This window comes from Hymenobacter agri, assembly GCF_054778495.1.
Map to the genome: position 1 here is coordinate 1 of NZ_BAAGZM010000001.1, position 19,788 is coordinate 19,788.

13 protein-coding genes are annotated in these 19,788 nt (G+C 53.4%); 3 read left to right on the forward strand and 10 right to left on the reverse strand.

What is annotated here, in order from left to right; genetic code table 11:
* The 6 genes from ACYVDE_RS00005 to ACYVDE_RS00030 form a co-directional block, all read right to left on the reverse strand.
* A partial coding sequence (locus ACYVDE_RS00005) for a Y-family DNA polymerase (RefSeq protein ID WP_460499485.1) occupies positions 1 to 590 on the reverse strand: 590 nt, incomplete at its 3' end.
* A gap of 2 nt (positions 591 to 592) precedes the next feature.
* Positions 593 to 1,063, reverse strand: coding sequence for a LexA family protein (locus ACYVDE_RS00010; protein WP_138081971.1), 471 nt, complete (start codon positions 1,061 to 1,063; stop codon positions 593 to 595).
* Positions 1,064 to 1,201: 138 nt separating this feature from the next.
* Positions 1,202 to 2,011 carry a hypothetical protein gene (locus ACYVDE_RS00015; RefSeq protein WP_138081969.1) on the reverse strand — a complete coding sequence of 270 codons (810 nt, stop codon included), beginning with the start codon at positions 2,009 to 2,011 and terminating at the stop codon, positions 1,202 to 1,204.
* 11 nt (positions 2,012 to 2,022) lie between these two features.
* Complete coding sequence (locus ACYVDE_RS00020) at positions 2,023 to 5,604, reverse strand: DNA translocase FtsK (RefSeq protein WP_212744950.1); 3,582 nt, start codon at positions 5,602 to 5,604, stop codon at positions 2,023 to 2,025.
* Positions 5,605 to 6,895: 1,291 nt separating this feature from the next.
* Positions 6,896 to 8,341, reverse strand: a complete 1,446-nt coding sequence (locus ACYVDE_RS00025) for a hypothetical protein (protein WP_138081965.1) — start codon at positions 8,339 to 8,341, stop codon at positions 6,896 to 6,898.
* A gap of 41 nt (positions 8,342 to 8,382) precedes the next feature.
* Positions 8,383 to 11,949 (reverse strand): Druantia anti-phage system protein DruA, encoded by a 3,567-nt coding sequence (locus ACYVDE_RS00030; RefSeq protein WP_138081963.1) that lies wholly within the window; start codon positions 11,947 to 11,949, stop codon positions 8,383 to 8,385.
* Between the two features lie 186 nt (positions 11,950 to 12,135).
* Between ACYVDE_RS00030 and ACYVDE_RS00035 the strand changes: the two genes are divergently transcribed.
* The 3 genes from ACYVDE_RS00035 to ACYVDE_RS00045 all read left to right on the forward strand — a co-directional run bounded on the left by ACYVDE_RS00035 (position 12,136) and on the right by ACYVDE_RS00045 (position 14,466).
* Entirely contained in the window at positions 12,136 to 12,429 is a 294-nt protein-coding gene (locus tag ACYVDE_RS00035; RefSeq protein ID WP_138081961.1) for a type II toxin-antitoxin system HigB family toxin, read from the forward strand.
* 11 nt (positions 12,430 to 12,440) lie between these two features.
* Positions 12,441 to 12,791, forward strand: a complete 351-nt coding sequence (locus ACYVDE_RS00040) for a helix-turn-helix domain-containing protein (RefSeq protein ID WP_138081959.1) — start codon at positions 12,441 to 12,443, stop codon at positions 12,789 to 12,791.
* Positions 12,792 to 13,224: 433 nt separating this feature from the next.
* Entirely contained in the window at positions 13,225 to 14,466 is a 1,242-nt protein-coding gene (locus ACYVDE_RS00045) for an IS1 family transposase (protein ID WP_138081957.1), read from the forward strand.
* A gap of 20 nt (positions 14,467 to 14,486) precedes the next feature.
* Here the strand turns inward: ACYVDE_RS00045 and ACYVDE_RS00050 are convergent, their stop codons facing one another.
* The 4 genes from ACYVDE_RS00050 to ACYVDE_RS00065 all read right to left on the reverse strand — a co-directional run bounded on the left by ACYVDE_RS00050 (position 14,487) and on the right by ACYVDE_RS00065 (position 19,675).
* A complete protein-coding gene (locus ACYVDE_RS00050; protein ID WP_138081955.1) occupies positions 14,487 to 15,491 on the reverse strand; it encodes a tyrosine-type recombinase/integrase in 1,005 nt (334 codons plus the stop codon).
* Between the two features lie 12 nt (positions 15,492 to 15,503).
* Positions 15,504 to 16,349, reverse strand: coding sequence for a hypothetical protein (locus ACYVDE_RS00055; RefSeq protein ID WP_138081953.1), 846 nt, complete (start codon positions 16,347 to 16,349; stop codon positions 15,504 to 15,506).
* A 122-nt stretch (positions 16,350 to 16,471) separates the two neighbouring features.
* Positions 16,472 to 17,053 carry a DUF4468 domain-containing protein gene (locus tag ACYVDE_RS00060; protein ID WP_138081951.1) on the reverse strand — a complete coding sequence of 194 codons (582 nt, stop codon included), beginning with the start codon at positions 17,051 to 17,053 and terminating at the stop codon, positions 16,472 to 16,474.
* Between the two features lie 72 nt (positions 17,054 to 17,125).
* A complete protein-coding gene (locus tag ACYVDE_RS00065; RefSeq protein ID WP_138081949.1) occupies positions 17,126 to 19,675 on the reverse strand; it encodes a DEAD/DEAH box helicase family protein in 2,550 nt (849 codons plus the stop codon).
* Between the last annotated feature and the right edge of the window lie 113 nt (positions 19,676 to 19,788).

Consider the following 19,788-nt stretch of genomic DNA (forward strand, 5'->3'; position numbering starts at 1 on the left):
GCGGTGAGTTTGGCCGCGTACTGCCGCCCGATGCCCCACACGTCGCCCACGGCCACTTGCCCCAGCGCCCAGGCCCGCCGGTCCGCGTTGTCGAGGTAGAGCACCCCGCCCAGGTCCGGGTTTTTCTTAGCGATGCGGTTCGCCAGTTTGGCTAAGGTTTTGGTCGGTGCAACCCCAACGCAGGTCGGAATGCCCGTTCGCGCCTTAACCCCGGCCCGAATCTTACGGGCGAAAGCATCCAGGCTCCCCAAGTGCTTTTCCATTCCGGCCAGGTCCAGAAATGCCTCGTCAATGGAGTAGATTTCAACGCCGGGAGCCGATTGGCCGAGATACCACATGACACGCCGGCTCATATCGCCATACAAGGCGTAATTGCTCGAAAATACGGTCACGTTGTGTTGTTGCAGCAAGGGCTTGACCTGAAAATAAGGGTCGCCCATTTGCAGGCCCAGGGCCTTTGCCTCAGCGGAGCGGCTGATGATGTTGCCATCGTTGTTGCTGAGCACAACCACCGGCCGACCCTCGTAGCGCGGCTGAAAAACCCGCTCGCAGCTCACGTAGAAATTGTTGCAATCGACTAGGCCGAACATAGCTAATCGAGGCTTTGGATTAACGCCGTCAATTTGCCGGGAATTAGCTCATGCACGACGTGGGTAACCACGCCCCAAATCCGCAACTCGTCGGTGTCGGTAATCTCGTAAGGCTGGTAGGCAGGATTTTCGGGTTTGAGCCACCACTTCTGTCCTTCACGCACCAAGCGCTTTACGGTGCATTCTCCGTGCACCACGGCTACCACAATATGGTTGTGGTCAGCTTCCAAATGCTTGTCCACGGCCAGTAGGTCGCCGGTATGGATTTCAGCACCCGCCATGCTCTCCCCGCTGACCCGTAGCAGGTAGGTAGCGTCGGGATGTCGCAGCAGCAGCCGGTTCAAGTCAAAGAGCCCTTCGAGGTGGTCCGTTGCCGGCGAAGGGAAGCCAGCAGGCACTAGATAGCTGAATAGGGGCAGTAAGGTTGGGTTTTGGCTAATTGCCGGAACAGGTATCAATTCAACGTTTCTCATACAGCGGAACTGTTAAGTAAGCCGCAAGTATACGTTGTTACTAATTAAATTAGTTTTGAATTGACTAAAAAAATTGGCAGAAATTGGTGAAATAGAATCTATGATAATTCAATTGGTATAGGGTAAGTGCCCTGCTTTCTATTGACCCAATCCTGATAAAATTCGATTCCGAATTAGCTCTATCTCAGATACTAAGCCCTCTTTATGGGCAGTTCGGCTATACTTACTGAATATGTTGTCTTTGATGTTGAATTCCAGCTGTGCGGCTTCCAATTCCAGCTTTTTTATCCCTTCGAGACCGAGACCAGTCTTCAACTCATCCAGTATGGATTGCCAGCTTGCGTAGTAGGAGTCTTCACAAATGACGTTGTGGATTATCGGGAGCAGTTTTGTTAGATAGGGGTCCCAGGTACGGTTAAGGAAGTAGTTGGTTGATTCAATGGCAATCCAGGCCTTGTCTTCTTTGCCAACTCTGGTAAAGCCCGAGCACTTCAATTCAACCCGGTATGCCTCGACCGCCTTCTCAAAGTCAAAGGTTTCAAATTCATTATCCAGAAAGCCGTTTATCTTTCTGATAGCGTATGCCTGATGGTAGTACGTGCTGTCAAGGTCGTTTTTTAGGATGAAGTCTACCGTGTCTAAATTGTGCCGGTTTGCTTTAATGCTGGCCCCTTGTCTACTGAAAATAGTCCGGTCCAACTGGTCATAGAAATCCTTGGTTGGAGCCTCCAATTCCGTTGCAATACGGTGAGTTTGTATGCCCCCTTGCTTGAAAGTATAGAGCATGCCGCTTTCCAAGTGCTTCATCGACTCATCAAGGGCAAAGGGCAGTTCTGGTTTTGACCAGTCCTCGCATATCTCCCGGATAAAACCCAGCCTTTCCGCATGGATGGCAGCGTAAATCAGCCCTAATTTTCTTGCCGTCATGTTCAATGCCGTATTAGCCAAGAGCGGAAAAGCTAGGATTTAAGTTTTCGCAACTCATCTGTGCTGATGAAAAACCCTTGCAAACGCTGAATCCGTCCCTCTATTTTGAGTAGCATGTCGCCGTAGCCTATCAGGTCTTCTGCCCCATTCTCATCCAAAATAATGCGGCTATCGATACCAGAAGTAAGCTGAAAAGCCACTCTGCAGAGCAGGTTAGCCTTAAGATTTCCGAAAATCACCTTCGCATCTGGCCGTTGCGTGGCAATGATGAGGTGAATGCCAACGCTCCGGGCTCGTTGGGCAACACGTCCCAGGAGCATATCAAAGGCTTCCCGCTGCTTCTTGTCCATGATGCCGGACAGGTCAGCAAACTCGTCAATAACCACTATCACATAAGGCATGACAATCTGTGGTTGGCTTCGGTGCAGGTCTTGAATATCCCGGCACCCGTGCTCCACCAGCACATCGGTACGGCGCTCTAACTCGATATTAAGCAGGTCCTGCAACACGTCCATCGCCTGCTGCTTATCAGTCAGAATCTCGCCGTTGTAGAGGTGAGGCAATGAACTGAAATAGTTGAAATCAGTCCGCTTGGGGTCAATCAAGACGATTTTCAACTCGTCCGGGGTATTCAACTTCGTTAGAGAAACAATGATGCTATAGAGGAACATTGTTTTGCCCGAGCGCGAAGTACCCCCAACTAGCATATGCGGCAGAAGCGGGATGCTCAGCCATGGCACGTCCCCGTCGGGAGCCACACCCGCAGGGAAAGAAATGGGAGCTAACTCCTGTTTCTTTTTGGCGCTGCTTGCCAGAACGTCCTTCAATAAAACGGCCTGTGGGTCAGGGCGCGGGATATCTACGGCGATGTACCCTCGCAGATTGTAAATGACGGGGGGCTTTTCCAACTCCATCTCCCGTTGCAAGTCCAATGCCCTTGCTTGAATCTTGTTGAGTTGCTGCCCTACGCGGGTTTCTATCTTGAAACGGATGACGGTAGGACCTACATCGGCAAGTTGCGGGTCAATGGGCTTCTTCGGGGTCTGCCCAAAGTTTTGCAAAGCGCGGTATAACGCCGCGGCCAGCGCCTCCAAGTCAGCCGTGGATTTGACGGACTGGGTGGGCTCAGCCGGTTCTTCTTCACCTAGTACTGCTTCCGGGGGAATCGGAGCAGAACTACCCCCACTGGCAGGTGCTATAGGGGCATCTGGTAGCGGGGTGGTGCCGGTCACCTCCGAATCATCCTCACCCTGCTTTTCAGGACCATCTGGTTTTTTAGGTGCAACTATGGGGTCTGCAACTATAACGGTTGGCTTTGGGGCTGGCGTTGCAGCTGCCTGCGCACCTTTTGGTTGAGCTTTTACGGGTGCCGGGACCGTAACAGTTGGCAATGTGACCGGAGCGGCCCAATCGCTGCCAAGCAACAGTTTTACATCCGATTCGCCCAAACGAACCCGATGTACAGGCAAGCGGTCAGCTGGATGTTGTGCGCCAGCATCAGCTTGCACAATGGTTTCGCTCCGTTCAATGTTTTCTTCAAAGCAAACCTCGATGAGCATAAGGTTAACTTCAATTTTCCCTTCCTCAAGGGATAATTCGCCATCCAGGGTATCATTCAGGAGTTGAATCCAACCACCCCATTCTTTGGTGGTAACACCTTCCTTGGGAAACGTAAGTTGACCCTCCCTGAATAGCTGCTCACGCAGTAGTTCTCGCCGGCAATCGGTTAGCAGGTCACCGCCTTTGCCTTCCAAGACAGGGAACAGGGCTCGCGCTACGGCGCGTAGCTGTTCGCCCGGATGTCCGTCGCCTTCAATATTAGCCCCAACCTTATAGGACTTGACCTCGATTAAGTCGATGCTCAGCCGTCCGTTTTCCAAGCGGCGCATGCCTAGCAAATCGTTGCGACGGTCAGAATCACGCTTTTCAAGCCAACGCTTCGCTAATTCTGAGTCCAGGCTTACGGTCAAATGACGTGGGTCATTGCCCGCGAGGGCCAGATACCAACCTAAAGCGACTGCCAACCCAAATTGCCCTTTCAGCTCAGGAGGGGAAAATCCGCCTACACCCGTATCGCTGATGGTTTTGAAAAGGCCGGTTTCGCCCACCGTTTCCAAACGCTTCAGCAGGCGCAGTACTCCAGCTGCATCCGGCTGGTAGTTCAGTTCCCGCAGCATGTACTCGACGCCTTTGACGAAGCGTTTAGGATAATGCGTTACCACTACGTCCCCGTCAATGCCTCCTTCACGGGCCAGCACTTGTGCCCCCTCGACGCCGGTTGCTCCCGCCAACAACATGAAAACAGCATGCGGCATCAGGATGGTCTGGCTCCCATTATTCTCCTGCTGAACGAGTGTGCCTGATAGCTCCTGCTGGGGTTGTCCTCCCAGCGCAGCGGCGAGGGCATGATAGGGGCCAAAGGGCTGGCTAGCGCCGCTGCTTGACCCTTGCTGACTACGAGGCTGCAGGCTGATAATCTTCTTAAACTGATTAAACTGAAGCAGTCGCGGCAGACTAAGCGGGTGGATGTTGCTTGCTTGACGTCCAATCCGGGTTGGCTGCAAATAGCGCTGCCCTGGCAGCACCAGTATGTGCACCGGATTGTCAACCAGCCACGGAACGATTTCGTCGGCGTCAACAGCTGATTTCAGTTCGGGAGTCACCAAACCCTCACTGATGAAGTTGTTCAAACCATCGAGTTTGATGGGTGTGTCTGGATGATGGCTGATGATTAATTGAACATGCTCGAATGGCGTATGCCCTTTTTTAGGGGCAAAAAGATGCCGGAGAACCTCGGTTACCCGCTCAAGGCTTTCTGGATGATGCAGGAAGAGGCGGAGGTGTTGACGTACCGGGGGGTATAGTATCGCAATTTTCTCAGCAGCCCGTTCCAGCAAGCGAATGCTTACCGTGACGTTTACCAGCCCCGCAGGACGATATACCGCCCAGGAACCCAAGCGGTCAGCATACGCTAATGCCGTGTCGGTGTAGGACTCGTCAACGGGGAGCATCAGGGCCCTTAAAGGCTCGGAGAAAAGGCTAAGCCGCCCAATCAACAAACGCAAGTCGGCTGCATGCCCAGCTAGCACCTCATCGGCCAACTCGATATTCTTCCACAGAATCAGCGGATGAAAAGGTGCTAATAACCCTGCTCGCCCACCCATGCCATCACGCACTTCCACCAAGTCTAAGCGCAGCAATAGTCCCCCTAAGAGCTGAGCACCATCTTCTTGTTGGAGTTGAGCAAAGTGGCTGCTAATATGCTCCATTAACCCCTCGTAAGCGGCTACTGTATCGCGGGCAGCTTGTAAGATGTCAGGCTGAGCCAGCAAAGTAGTGAGGGGGGCAGCCGTAAGCATATCGGCCACGGGAACGAGCCGTGCCCGGCAGTCCATGTAGTACTTAAGCCGCGCGATGCCTTCAAAACCGGGGGGAAGAAGTTCTTCAGCCGTTGTTAGGTATTCTTGCAACTGGCTTAGCCACGTTGCATCAAAAATGGGGTTTGCAGCGGGCAGGCCTTCGGATAAAGAAGCCAATGCTTCCTCTAAGGAATTGGCCTGCCCTACCGTAATGATTCCGCCAAAACGGTGGGTGTCTAGTAGTTCTTCGGTCAAAAGAAGGGCCCCAGGTTCCGTGCGATGGTCACACTCTGTCCGAATACCAATCAGCATGTTGCTCCCTTCAGGCTCCTTCCGCAAAGCAGAAAAAAGCTTGGTTACCTCCTGACCCCAGGTTTCGGCAAAACGGGGGTCAGCTGCGATTGCTAACACAGCCTCATCAAGTAACCCTTCTCGGAAGGACTCACGACTTGGCTTGCCACCAGAGGGGCCGCCTCCAGGGGGATTAGGCCGAATCGGTTCTGGCTCTGGCTCGGGTTCTGGTTCTGGCTCAGGATTTGGCCCTGGTCCCGGTCCTGGTCCTGGCCCGGGTTCAGGCTCTGGCTCTGGCTCTGGCTCCGGCTCTGGCTCCGGCTCGGGTTCAGGCTCCGGTTGAGGGTTGGGAGATGGTTTCACAGGAGGGAGGCTGCTCTCTCCGAACAGCATTCTCACCGCTTCAAACGAAAACCCCTCTAATTGAGATGGTAATTCAGCAGCCGGGTCCAATTTGCGAAATCGCCCGTAGCTCTCTCGTAGTAAGTCCGTTATAGGATTGGCTGCGTCTACCGCTTTGCGGTATGTCTCATATGCCTTGTCAACGTCCTCCGAGTCGCGCAGCAACAACCGCCCCGTCAAGGTTGCATTTAGCTCCAGACGCGGTGCTATTGCCCCAACAGTAGTGCGGTGGTCGTTGAATAAGGCAGGGTCTGGGAGCAATTCAAGAATGTGTAAAGCCTCCCGTGGCTCAGCACCTCCTTCTCTGTAGACCTCGTCATAAAACCGAATCAAGGCCCCGAGTTCGGTTGGTAACTTCGTGGTAGCCAATACATCCCAAAGGGCGCGTTGGGGCGAGTTCGGCGCTTTAGTACTGCCTTTACGGGCTATCGCCTGGACTATCTTCTCAACGCTTAGAATTCTATAATCCCGCAATGAATTCATGCGGGGCTCAGTCTTAAGCACAATAACCAGCCGCCGCGCATCGGCGGGCAACTCCAAGTCGTTGCGTATTTCTACTGCATGAGTTGCCGTTAGCCCAAAGTGAGGATTTACCAATGGCTGAAGGGCCAAGGTCTTTGTTTGGTCGGCTCCTACAACCGTTACATAGTACCGGCTATCATCTGCCAGCGTATGCAGTAACTCAGGTAACCAATCCGCAGTCGGTAACGGCAAATTAGGGAGCAGTAGCCCAGTTGGTGCTATAGCGAACTCTTGCTCTAGCAGTTCAAATAGGGTAGCGAAGAGTATATCTTTCGAGGGCATCACAGGCTCTATATAAGCGGGAAGGATAAGGGAAAAGCCAATCTGCTGGCTACCACATGGCGCTAATCAGCGTCACGTCATCGGCGTAAGTTCGAGCGTAACCCAAACGGGTCAAATCTTCAATGATGCCGCGGGCATTGGCAGCCAGCTGTGCTGATGTGACATTGCGAATCCCTAAGCGGGCAAGGCGTTCTCCATCGACTTCTGGCAACGCGCCGCATATCAGCCCAAACCGCTTGTATGCCAACTCCCAAAATACCTCCGCCTGTATCACGTCCTTATGATGCAGCAGGCTAGTCACCAAAGCATCATAGATAGCCCCAACAGGGAGCAAATAGCGCTCGCCCCGTCCATGCTTGCGGGGCCACTGCAAGCCGATGCGCCGACCGAGGTGTTTGCTACAGCCCTCTGGTGTGACGCTGTCCTGTCCCGATTTAGTTCTGCCAATTATGGCCATTGCCGGGCCTGTTAGAGCGCGGACGGCTGCTTCAAAGGGCGTTTCGCCAGCTAGCAGTTCCTGCTCAAATTCTAAGGCGTAACGCTGAATTTGGTTAGGAGTAAAAGATTCGGACGGGAGCCATGTAGATGCCCAGTCACGGTATTCTTGTTCTTTGAGTTTATCATCACCCCGCTTAATCAACTCTTTACGCAGTGATTCCCCAAATACCGTTCGCAGCCGCCTGCGGGCCAAGGCCAAGGTGTGGCGGCTGGCTTCTCTGACTGCCATTGGATGGTCAGAAGCACAAAGCAATAATGGCTGGCAGGTATCTGAATTTCCGTTGAACAGGTAGAGCAGCAATCCGAACCCTGCCAGGGTTACCGTTCGTTGCAACAAGGCGGTTTTATCCAGATACTCACTGTATTCTGCTAGGGTAGTAAAGCTTTCCTGAAGGCTTTTTAGAACACACGATTCTTGCGCTTTCTGTTGGATATCACTATCTGGTGCAGGAAACGCAGGCAATTCTTCCTCTTGGTTTCCTATTAGGGGAGCGGTCAGCCGGTAAACAGCGTCATTATTCTTGGATAAGGCTCCCCGGATTGCCAAGGCTGCCGCCCGTTCGGGGGCGCCTAGTAAAACGTGTGCAAGTAGATGCCCCGCTCGTTGGTCTGAGGGGTCTTTCGTGAGATGATGCCAGTGGGAGAGGGTAGGCGTAGAGGTTGAACCTTCATAAAATGCCCCATCTTGATTGAGCACCACATCGAGCGCCTTGCGTAACTGTGTTACTGCTCCCTCCGCTGCTGCGGTACTCAGCGGCAACTCAGCTGCGGCTCTGAAATCAGCGATTTCGATAATTTCTGTGGAAGATTTCTGCGTCTTGCCCCGCATAGTGGCCACCACCTTCTTCAACAAACCCAAATCCGGTTCTATTGGACCAGCAAGCGCCCGAAACATGCCGTTCGCTAAATGGACAGGCTTAATGTCACGGGCAGGAACGAAGCCCCAGGTAGCGTTGGCAACAAGTTCGGCTACTTCAGCAAGTAAAAGCTCAGGCATAGTATCAACTAAGGATTGGTCGAAACGAAAGTGGGGTGGTCTTAGAGCACGTATTTTATCTTGCTGTGCCCGTTTTTATCAAGCGGCTGTGCTTCTAAGCCAACTGCGTATGTGTGGCCTGCTTCAACATCATGGATTCGTATTTTCCCCGTTTCATCAGCCGTGCTAAAAGCGGCTAGCTCCGATAGAAAACGTCCCACTCGCCGGCCGGCTTCTTCCGACCGAAATTGCAAGGGCAATCCACGAGCAACCTGTCCTAGCGCAGTCCAGAGTTCTAAATCAAGCAATAAAGCGGGCGCATTTGCTTTACGACTTAGGGTTAACCGGACATGGTCAGGCTCGTAGTCCAGCAGACTGGCGAGAGCGGGGGATAAGGACGGAAGCTGCACGGCCACGTCTGTTTCCCGCAAACTTGCCGCCGCTATCAGGGCAGTAGCTGGACCAACCGCATCGTAGCGTAGCGATGTCCATAGGTATAGTTCTGGCGCAGTTGCGTTAGAACTTCCATCGTGATTTTTCGTGCCGCTCTCGATTTTCTGGTTAGCGAATCGTGCAAGGGCTGTTAACAACTTACGTCGTGCCTGGCCTGTGCCACCAGAAACTAGTTCGGCGAAACTTGCCCGGTCCGGGGGGATGGATTTTAGCAAGTCCTTGCCTTGCGAGGCTTCAAAATAGTATTGCCTTTTCAGTGACCGGAACCAGCGCACAGCTTCTTCTTTGTCAGAACTTGAACCTGGAGCAGGATGGGCCGGGCTGGTCAGCCATTGCCCAGCTGAGACGGGAGCATCCCAAAGTTTGTGGGTATCCAAATGCGCGTGGGGCGAACGCGCAGGGTCCAGTTCCCGAAGCGTTGCCGATAGTGCACTCCCCTCTATCTTCTCGAAAATTGTCTCGTAGTAAGGATGCGCGTTTTGTGCCCGCGCAGGTAAGGGTGACCCCCCGGTAATCATGCGCGACAGCAACCCCAGCAGTTGATGCATGGTGACGTGGGTACCGCCCTGGCTAACCAGTTTCAGCAAGTCACCGAGGCGTTGTTGAACCAGGTGATGGCCCAGAGCCTGCACATTATCTCTTACCCGTTGAGGAGCGCTATCATAATCTACTTTCCGGAGGGCAATTTGTAGCGCTTTTTCAATCAACTCATGGGTCAATACCTGCCGGGAGCCAAGGTGGACCAAGAGCACTTCCGGAATTTCCGGCTCATCGGCGGTGCCCGCGTCGTAGACAAATGGGGTTGCCAATTGCTCACGTAACATGCTAGCTTCGGACTCGGGTAGGTCAAGCAGAATTTGTCGCAAAGGCCCTTCGTTTACTGCCACCAGCACCGGCCGCTTGTCGCTAATGGCCTGTTTTAGCTCCGTCACGAGCTTTTCCTGATTCTCTGCGCTCGCATCCCAGTGGACGAACGTATTGCCCGGCCATTTGTCGTTGTCCTCAGACAATCGACGGATAAGGTGCGTCTTTCCGTCCCCTGGATTGCCAGTCAGGTAGATTCGTCGGTTCGAGTTAAGCAAGCCAATGATTCCGGCTTCCAGCTTTTTGGACTCGATATGAAAAATTTCTAGCTCCGCTGGCTTCAATTTCTCAGCAAAGCTTGTGCGTCCGCCGTTGAACAAGGCGAATACCGACCAGTCTATCTTGGGTGGCATATTATCTCCTAGAAAAAAAAAAGACCCCTGCTGTTTTCGGGCAGCCTCGGTTTCGTGGTCGGTGATTTGAGTTAGTGAGGCAATCTTTTCCGCCGTTAGCAGACGGGCAACGATTTCAGGGTTTTGAGCCCGCTTGATAAACCAGCGCTGTTTCCAATGCTCAACAATAGCTGCCGTTTCTTGGACATAATTGCCAAGGTCCGAATAAAGCCAATCAGGCTGCTGGTCTTCTCCTAATAGGTAGCGCTGCCAGTTCTTGGCCGTGGGAGTGAGATAGACCAGGCGAGGGGTAGCGTGTTTTTGCAGTTTCTGAAGGCCCAGCATGTTAAACGCCGAGGCAATGGAGCGCAACTTATAGTTTACTCCGGCAGCGAATGTATAACTCTGGCTGTTCTGCGCCGGGTCTTCGCGCAGCATGTCCTGGATTGCATCATAGCTCTGACGCGATAAGTGGACACTTCCAAACCCTTCCGTTTTCCCAATAAGCTTGTACTCGATTTCCCCTTTCGCAGTGGGAAACTTGATGCGGTTGTACTGACTGCTTCCAACGTGGTAAAGACTGCTGGTTCCCAGCAGGACAAGGTTAGCGTCACGGTTTACAATTTCGCCCCGCATACGGCTGGCAATCACGCTCGAGCTATCGGTATACCGTGCTTTATACTCGGCTACGACTTGAGGGCTTGCCATCAGCATTGCAACCAGTTTTCCACCCAGTAACTCGCCGTAGGGAGGTATAGCCCCGCACGTAGTGATTTCCATAATAGAAGCCGCTACATGACGCTTTTTGATGCTTTTTATGGCAACGCGCAATGCCTTCAAGCCCTCTGGCGAGGCTAGCAGGTGGGCTAACCGTTCGGGAGCAGGCAGGTGGTCACTCTGCTGAAACACTTGGCGGGCAGAAAGCAGCCCGCTTAGCGTTTCTGCCCGCTTACGACGATAAAGGTCTGAACGCGCCTCTACTTCGAGGTCGATTTTTAGTCCCCGGTGTGCCGTACGACTTGCTAGAGGCAAGTCCCGGGCAGCGCGGTCCAGATTGTCGAAGGTCGCCGCGGTGGGTTGAATTAGCTCTGCTAGCTCTAGTATACCTTCCTCAACAAAATCCTCCGCGAATATCTCATCTACTGCGCGGGCAAGTTCAAGGTCCAGAGCACGTAGTCGACTCGTTGGGTCAGCGCACTTCTGCAAGGATTTGACTGACCAGCCAACGTATTCGTCCCGCACCGTTATCTGAACAACAGCGGAGCCCAGGGCGCCAATACCAATAATGGGGTGCAGCGGCCGAGCTGCGTCGCGTACCAAGTAGAACATGCGCCGGCCCGGCTGGGTCTGAAAAGGAAGACTCCAGGTGTAGCGGCAGTAACGCCAGATGTCCAGCAGACGAAGTCCGGTGTGCTCATCGGTTGCTTCCGTGGCCAACTGCAAGTAGGGCTGTACCAATGAGCCAATCAACTCGGCGCGATTTGCTTCAGGGGCTGCCAGGCAAGTCTGCAATTCAGCAGCTAGAGTCCTTGGGTTTACCAGCAGGTTACGCACGTTCAACATGCGCCCTGCATGTCGGCGGGGCATCTCCATACGTCGTATGAAGCGCTGATTATCGGGGTCACGCAGTTGCTCATCGCGGTTCGCGACCAGCGACGCCCGTAGCACTTGCTTTACTTCAGCGGGCGAAGTGGCGCTTTGCCCAGGGCGTACCGTTGTATCCGGGGACAATGCGCGTAGAATGGTTGCATCTTCGCTGGTGCAGGAGAAGTGCCATCCCTGACTGGCAAGGTCCATGAGCACCCGGCCAAAAACCCGTAAGCGTAAGTAATCAGCGTGAGGCAGGGCCTCGTCATTCAACATACCCAGCCACCCACGCAGATAATCCGCCAACACTGTTGGCAGGGGAGCTTTAGCAAGAACGGCCCACAACCGGCGTATAGCGGCATTGGTGGGCAGTTTTGGAGTTAATTCGTACACAAGTAGGCGTTCGGGGGACTCAAAAAATCTACGAAGCTACAGCAAAGCTTTACGGTTTCAAACCAGAATTTAATGCTGTCGCTAGTCATTACCCCCACGATTCAGGGTTGAGCAAATGTAGCACCTATATTACCAAAATCAGAATAAAATTGCGCAAATTGTAATCAAAGCGACTAGATTTGCGTTATGGTTGTTTTAACCGAGCGGACCCTGCGTGAATTTGGCGAACGTCATGCTGACGCAAGAGAAGCGCTGCGGGTATGGTATGCTCAGGTCGAGTGCGCTGATTGGGCGACTTGGTCAGATGTAAAGGCTAGTTATCCGACCGCAGACTATGTAGGAAACGACCGCTACGTGTTTAACATACGGGGCAACCGCTACCGCCTTATTGCCAGGATACATTTCAACATTCGTACAGTATATATTCGATTTATTGGAACACACGCCGCCTACGATAAAGTGAATGCCTCAACCGTATAACCTGCTTAGTCATGACGTTGCACACCGAAGCTGAGTACTTGGCGGCTTTACGCCAGTTTGATGAGTTGCTTGATACTGATTCGGGCAACACTGCTGCGCTATTGCCCCTGCGGGATGCCATTCACGCTTATGAGAAGGCACAAGATTTCCACCCCGGGCCTCCCCAAACGATAGCTGGGCGCATTGAAGTAGAGATGTTTCGCCGGCGTATGAAGCAAAAGGAGTTGGCAGCCCTGCTGGAAATTACTCCTTCACGCCTCAACGAGGTGCTGAAGGGAAAGCGGCAAATCAATCTCGACTTGGCCCGGCGCTTGTATCAAAAGCTCCAAATACCCGCAGACTTTATTCTGGATGCCGCGTAAGGACCGCTGCTTCTAATTTGCTGACATACCCACTAAAAAAACGCTTGTGACAGCCTCCACGACAACTCACCCACGCATTGCCCTACGGGAGCTAGTTGTCGGGCTTGCTGACCCAGCTAATCACTACATAGTAAAGGCTCACTCCTATGAGTCAGAGGGGCGTACCTGGTATCTAGCGGTGCTACACCTTCATCAAGCCGTTGCATGGAACGTAGAGATGGATGACGATACCCTTACCTGTGATATCCTACTGAGCAGGCATCACCCCCAGTCTAAATCCCGCATTAGGGTTTCTTGCAATCAGATTTGGAGCATTGCAGCTGGTACAGACTTCAAATGTGACACGGAGGGCAGTCGGCTGTACTTCTGCGGGGAGACACGGGCTAATTACCCGTTGGCAGCTGAGTGTGTCTAGCATTCTCAGATTGCACCCATGAGTTTAACCTCAATTCTGCAAAGCCCCCTTCACAGCAATCTGACCGCATGGCTCAGGCATCATTTCCCCAATAATATACCGGTAGTGAGGGTGCCAATCACGGTACATAAGGAACGCAATGGCGACCTTAGCTACTCGCGTATCGGAACCGCCTTTGACTACCTCTTTCGATTCCAGCTAGAGCGAATCAACGCACAGTTCCGGCAGGAGCCGCGCCAATGGATTGCCGAACACGCATTGGGCATGGTTACCAGTTCGCAAGCCAGGAAAGCCAAGACCAAGCCGGAAGCAGCTGCTAAAACCCTGCCTTTGGTTGCTCGCTTGGAGAGCGACTTTGATGATGCAAAGGGTCAATACCAAGCTTTCCTCCGCAGTGGTGTTCTTACACCGGAGCTAATCCTTTCCTGTTTGTTGCTTGCAAAGCTTGACGTGGTCTACCGCACCGGAAGGCCCGAGTTTGCTTTTCGGGAAGTCGCATTTGACGACGAAGCAGCTGAAATCGACCAGGTTGAAAAACTCTTTCAGGCCGTCAATTGGGAGCCCTTTCTGGCACAGCACCACTGCGTTTTGAACCCGACCTTTGGTCGCGCCGGCATGCTGGTTGGAGGGGCGGACGCTGATATTATCATTGATGGGGTACTGATAGACCTGAAAGTTACCGCGACGCAGACCCTGCAGCGCTCGTATCTAAATCAGTTGATTGGCTACTATCTGCTGTCATTGATGCATACCAAAGACTGCGAGCCCATTTACCCTATCCATACGATTGCGCTCTATTTTCCTAGAGCAGACTACCTGCTGAAGATTCCCGTTGCTCATTATTTCGACCAAGCCGGTTACCAACAGCGGAAAGCCGAGTTTATCGGCCTGGTAAGGGATTATAACCTGGACTTAGTGGACTGGAATAACAACGAGTACTTATTCACCGATTCTTCTGCGGTTAAGTATCGGGTGGACCGGCATAGTTTCAAGTGCCCCTACTGCCAGGCTGACAAATACTCCATCAACGCAGCTGGTCAAACGCCTACGGGTAGATACAAATACAAATGCAAGAGCTGTAATAAGAGCTTCAGTACCGTTTTTTCTGAGGGCATGTCCATGCAATCAGTGATAAAGGTGAAGCTGTTTGGCTACAGAATTGACTACGAAGAGACAGAGTGCCTTGAAAAAGAGCTTCAACGAGCTGCTGAAGAATCAAGAAAGAAGCTAGCGCTCTACGAAAAATCGAGAACTGCCTGATTTACGTGGGCTCTTTTGCGCTATAGTCCCAGGGCCTGCGCCGCGTTGTAGGCTATCACGTCCGAGAGGCGGGTATAGCGGCTTATCATCTCGTCAGTTTTCTGCTTAGTCTGATTTTTGATGAATTCGTTGGATTGGCCGTTGAGTTTGGCCGTGGTGATGAAAGATGCCCGCAGCGAGTGCGCAGAGTACTCTTCGCCCAGGTGCTGCTTGACGAGCCGGTTTACCCGGACATCGGAGAGGCGCTTATCCGTTGGCACCGCGTCGCCGGCCGTCTTGCCTTTACGAAGCGACACGAACACCGGCCCCGACGTGCGCCCCAGCAGGCGCTGCCAGTCCTGGAAGGCCCGTACCGGGCAGAAAAGCGGGTTAGCGGCGTAGAAAACGGCTTTATCTTCGGTTTCGCCGGTCTGGTTGGTTTTGCTCTTGCCCAGGTGTAGCACCAGGGCCGCATCTTTCAGTTCGACTTGCTCCAAGTCGAGGGCCACCAACTCAGAGCGCCGGAAGGCGCCGGCGAACCCGAGCAGCAGGAGTGCCCGGTCCCGGATACCGGCCGCGGTTTCGAGGTCGAGGTTCTTAATAACGTTCTTGAGGTAGGCCACCGTGAATGCCGGGGCCTGCTTCTGCCGCTTGCCCAGTTCGCGGGAAATGCCTTTCATTACGACGTCTAGGGCGGGAGCCCCCACGGCCGATGGCAGCCCGAGCAGCTGATGCTTCTTGTTGATGGCAGCCAGGTGCCGGGCGATGGTGGCCAGCTTGCGCGGCAAGTCAGCCAGGTGGGTCACGTAGCCAGCCAGCGTAGTTACGTGGGCAGGGTAAGGCTCCAACCCGTGTTCGGTGCAATAGGCTTCAAACGTGGCCAGGTCGGTCGCATACGCCAGGCGGGTGTTATCGGCCCCTTCGAGGCCGCGCACCAGGTAGCGGCTCACCGCAGTTGGGACCGTACCTGAGAGGTCGGCCAGGGCCAGTGCCGGCACGGAATCGGTCACTACCGGTAGGTTGGCTTTTTTTTCCTTTTGTTTCATTCCGGTAGGCTCTTAATCAAGCTTTGCAGAGCTTGAACTTAATCGTTGGTACTCAGAAAGAAGGAAATTAGTGTAGCTGGTAATAAGGTTGCAATACAACTTGGCTTCACCCTCTGACGTGGCTACTCCTTCTTTCAGGTCCATCCCATGTCGAATGCCTCCGCCGGCCGGCGCAGACAAATACCCGTGCAGCGTCTTCAACCATCCGATGACCTGTTCCAGAGCCGTGCCTTGATTTCGCTTTCGCAGTTCGTCGACAATCTTATTGAAATACTTTCCTTGTATTGTCTCACTCTCGCTAGTGGACATCCCCTGAAAGGCAGTTGATACTGTTTCCAACAGCCATAGGATTTCCTGCACTGCGGGCCGATACCGGCCTTCTGCTAACAGCCGCTGCGATTCGGCGAAAGATGCGTGGATGATATCTTGTGCCTGTTGTGCTAATGACAGCGGTACCTCTGGTTTGGTTACCGGTTGACCGGATTCGAGCCGTTCCAGGTTGGGCGGCTTAATCTGGTACGGTTCACCGTGCTTCGCCAGAATGCGATTTATCAGCTCATGGCCGAGAACCGGGCCATCTTTGAATTCTTGACAAGCAGAATAAAACGCTTCGATGCACATGGGCGCATTATTAGCGGCTTCATCGATAGCGTGTTGCAAATCAGTATACGCCCAACTCGCATTGGAACTGCGTGAAGCCACAGTGCCTGACACCGAAGCAAGGTACGTTTTGAAGTGTTCGTATACCTGTTGCTTGCCCTGCGCTAGTTTACCGATGATTTCAAGGAATTCTTGGGAGACTTGTGGGTGCAGTGAACCGGGCGATTCAAAACGCCAAGCGTTATCGAAATGGAGCATACTTACCAATGATTTTACGGCAACAAATGTAGTGATAGTTTAGGTACGATAATGAAGGCTTATCGTACCTAAACTAAGTTTTGAAAAGCCGTGCTTGATAAGCACGGCTTTTTCGGTGAGAGCTACCAATCCTTGTTATCTCCCTTTTTCGTCAGTGCGCTTTGAAAGGAAGTCGCCAGCGCCAGCAGTTCGCTCGTGCCGGCTGCTTGCATTTCGTTCCAGTGCTTCGTCATCGCTTTCTTCCCGAGCGTGGGCCAGTTGGCCGGAAACGTGTCGGCCAAATCCGCACCCGAGGCCAGTATCATCGCATCCTTTAGCTGGCCTTTCTGATAAGTGATGTCTTCGATAATGAGTCGGCCTTTGCCTTCCTTAAAATCCAGCGTCATGTTATAGGTGAAGCCCCCGGCCGTGTTGACAATGCCTAGCCCGGCATTCCATTTCAATTCTTGCGTCCGGGCCTTAACGGCTATCCGTCCGGCAGCCTTATCGTCGTACTGCTCCACCGTCTTGCCCGAGTTATAGGTCTTGTACAGCCAATCTTTTCCTTTCAGAAAAAGGGCATCCTGTTCGCCGGCAGCTGATACGATAAACTCGATACGAGCCTTGCCATCTACTGTGGTTACTGTGGGGGCAGTAGTGGTTTGCGCTACCAGACGGTAACTGGTTAGAATAAACAAGAAGATGAGCGTAGTGAGACTTCTCATAGAATAAACAAATGAATGAGGCGGAGAGGTAGCGAAGTTATGGTCTTTCCGAAGACAGTGGAGCCCTTTCACTTACCGGGCTCCCTTGACAGCGTTTTGCTTTCGGGTCAGCAACTGCAGGTTCTCGAAGGTGGTCAGCCCCCCATTGCTTATCGCCGTGATGTGGTCCAACTGAAAGTCGAGCTTGTTTTTGCTTCGGTAATCGCCTTCCGCGCTTTGATAGTACCCTTCGGCATCGCGATGCTTCTCGTACACCTGGTCACTGAGCCATTTCCAGTACGCCGGGTTCTGCTCCCGGATTTCCCCCATCGGCAGTTCCTCTAGTCGGCGTAGCTCCTTCCGGTCGGTGGGGATAATGGTCGGGCGCTGGTAGAGGTCCGGGTTGCTGATGCGGCGGATGGCCAAGTCAACTTCATGCAGGAAGTAGCGCTTGTCGTGGCCAAAGAAGGTTTTCCACTGCGATTCGTGCTCGTCCCACAGCTGGCTTTTGTAGGCTTCTTCCTGCGAGCGACTGTAGTCGCCCGCCAGAATATCCTTGGCCACGTTGGTCACGTCAAACTTGGCCCGGTCCTGCAACTCGATGTAGCTCGGCAGCGATTCGCTTTGGTAATAGTACTGCACGATGTCCTTGACATCTTGCGGGCTGTACCCCGGGTACAGGTCGTGGCCGAAGAAAATCTTGCTCTCGATGGTCGCGCTTAGGTCCTGCAGCTGCGCTTCCGACAGGTAATCCGCCACCGGGGCCTTCAGGCCTGCTACCAGCGAGGGGAGCGCATGCATCAAATCGGCGTAGGGCTGCTTGAGGTTGCTGTACACGAGAACCTCGCAGTTCTTCTCCCGGGCTTCCTCCTCGAACTGACTCAACAGGGAGAAGTGATAGATGCCCAGCGGCAAACGCTCGATGAAGGGCATGTTTTCCAGCTTCTCTTTGTCGGCTTTGTCGATGTGGTCGTTCACCAGCACCGCGAACTCTTCAATCTTGCTGATGGAGATGAGCCGGACGAGCTGCTTTTGGGTGTTTTTCTGCGTGTCGTTGAAGTCCGTGTTCTCCTCGATTATCAACCGCTCGGGGTTGACCCAGGCAACCTTGTCCTCCCAGTTGTCAATGAAGCTGACGATGTAGGCTTCCTTGGTGCCACCGGCCTTTTCGCCGCGCAGCCCCCGCCCAATCATCTGCGTCATCAACGTCGGCGAGATGGTCGGCCGGGCCAGGAAAACGGTTTGGACATTGGGCAAATCCGTGCCTTCCGTTAGGATGTTGACGTTTATCAACACGTCCAGTTCACCGGCCCGGAAGCGCTGGATAATCTCTTTGTTGCCCTTGCTGGAAATGGTAACGCCGGTGGCTTGGTCCCGAATGGAGGAGAGCACGTACTCGCAGCGGATGTCCTTCAGCTGAAATAGCTTTTTCAGGGCAATGGCGTTGTCCTGATTGAGTGCAAAAACGAGGGTCTGCTTGTATTTGGCCTTGTTCTCGCAGTAGCGGTTGACAATGCACCAGTTGCGTTGGTCGTTTTGGGCGATGGTTTTGGCCGTTCCCTCGCCGATGCTGCCAATGTCGAAGTAGTTCAGCTTGTCCAGTTCCTGCTTGTTGAACAGGCTCAAGACGTTGAAGTCGGTTTCGACACTCTCAAAGACGGGCTCGGACAGGATGCCGCGGGTGATGAGCTTGCGTAAGTCAATCTTGTAGATGATGTCGTCCGGGAACACTTTGGCCAGCAGCCCCTGCTCTTCCTCGACGGTGCGGAAGGGCGTCGCGGTCAAGCCAATCATCCGAAACTGCTTGACGCTGCCGCGGATGCTCTCGATGAGCTTCCGGTAAGTCCGGGCCGTTGCGTGGTGCGCCTCGTCGATGATGAGAAAGACTTCTTCCTGGTTAACCAGCCATTTATCCAGCAGGTACTTGAAGCCGGCGTTCAGGCTGTCCTTGCTGGCAATGATGAGGTCATCGGTGGGCCGAATGTGCACCGGCTTGTCGTGAATGCCCGAAATGATGCGGTAGTTGAAGGAGGGCTTGGTACGCAGAATGTCTTGAAAAGCCAGCCGTTCGTGAAACGTCGCCTTGGCCTGGTCCAGGAGTTCGTGCCGGTGCGCAATCCAGAGGATTTTCTTGTTCTGGTTAAGCAGGTTGGTGCACAGCCAATGGGCCGCCGTCAGGGTTTTCCCGCCGCCAGTTGGCAAGACGAGCAAGCCCGCGAAGGGCACCTTCCCGGACTTGGTGATTTTATCATTCAGATGCTGCAAGGCCTCCTTCTGGTGAGGGTAGAGGGCGATGCCGCTGTCCTGCTTGGCGACCTCGATGGTCCCGGCGTTGTCGTAGCTAATCTGGTCCTGGCCGTTCTGCATGGTTTGGGCTGCCCCTTCGAGGCGGAAGGTGATTCGGTCGGTGGTGCGGCGGTCAAAATGGGCGATAGAGCTTTGCGACTCGCGCTTACACCACACGGTGATGTTGTTGGCTTGTAAAAAGGAGTCAATGATGGCCACCCGCTCGGGGTTGCGCCGGAGACCCATCCCGAACCAATCCAGGAAGTTGACATACTTCAACACCAGCAGCTTGCGGTCGCGCTCCTTTATCAACCCTAAGAGGTGTTCACAACCGGCGATTACTTCAGCCTCTTCCATATTAACAAGATGCGGGTGCTAAGAAAGGACACAAGATAGGAGTAGCATTTTCACGGATGGGCTTGGGCCAGTTCAACAGAAATAGCCTACGAACCATCAGCGATGGACCGTAG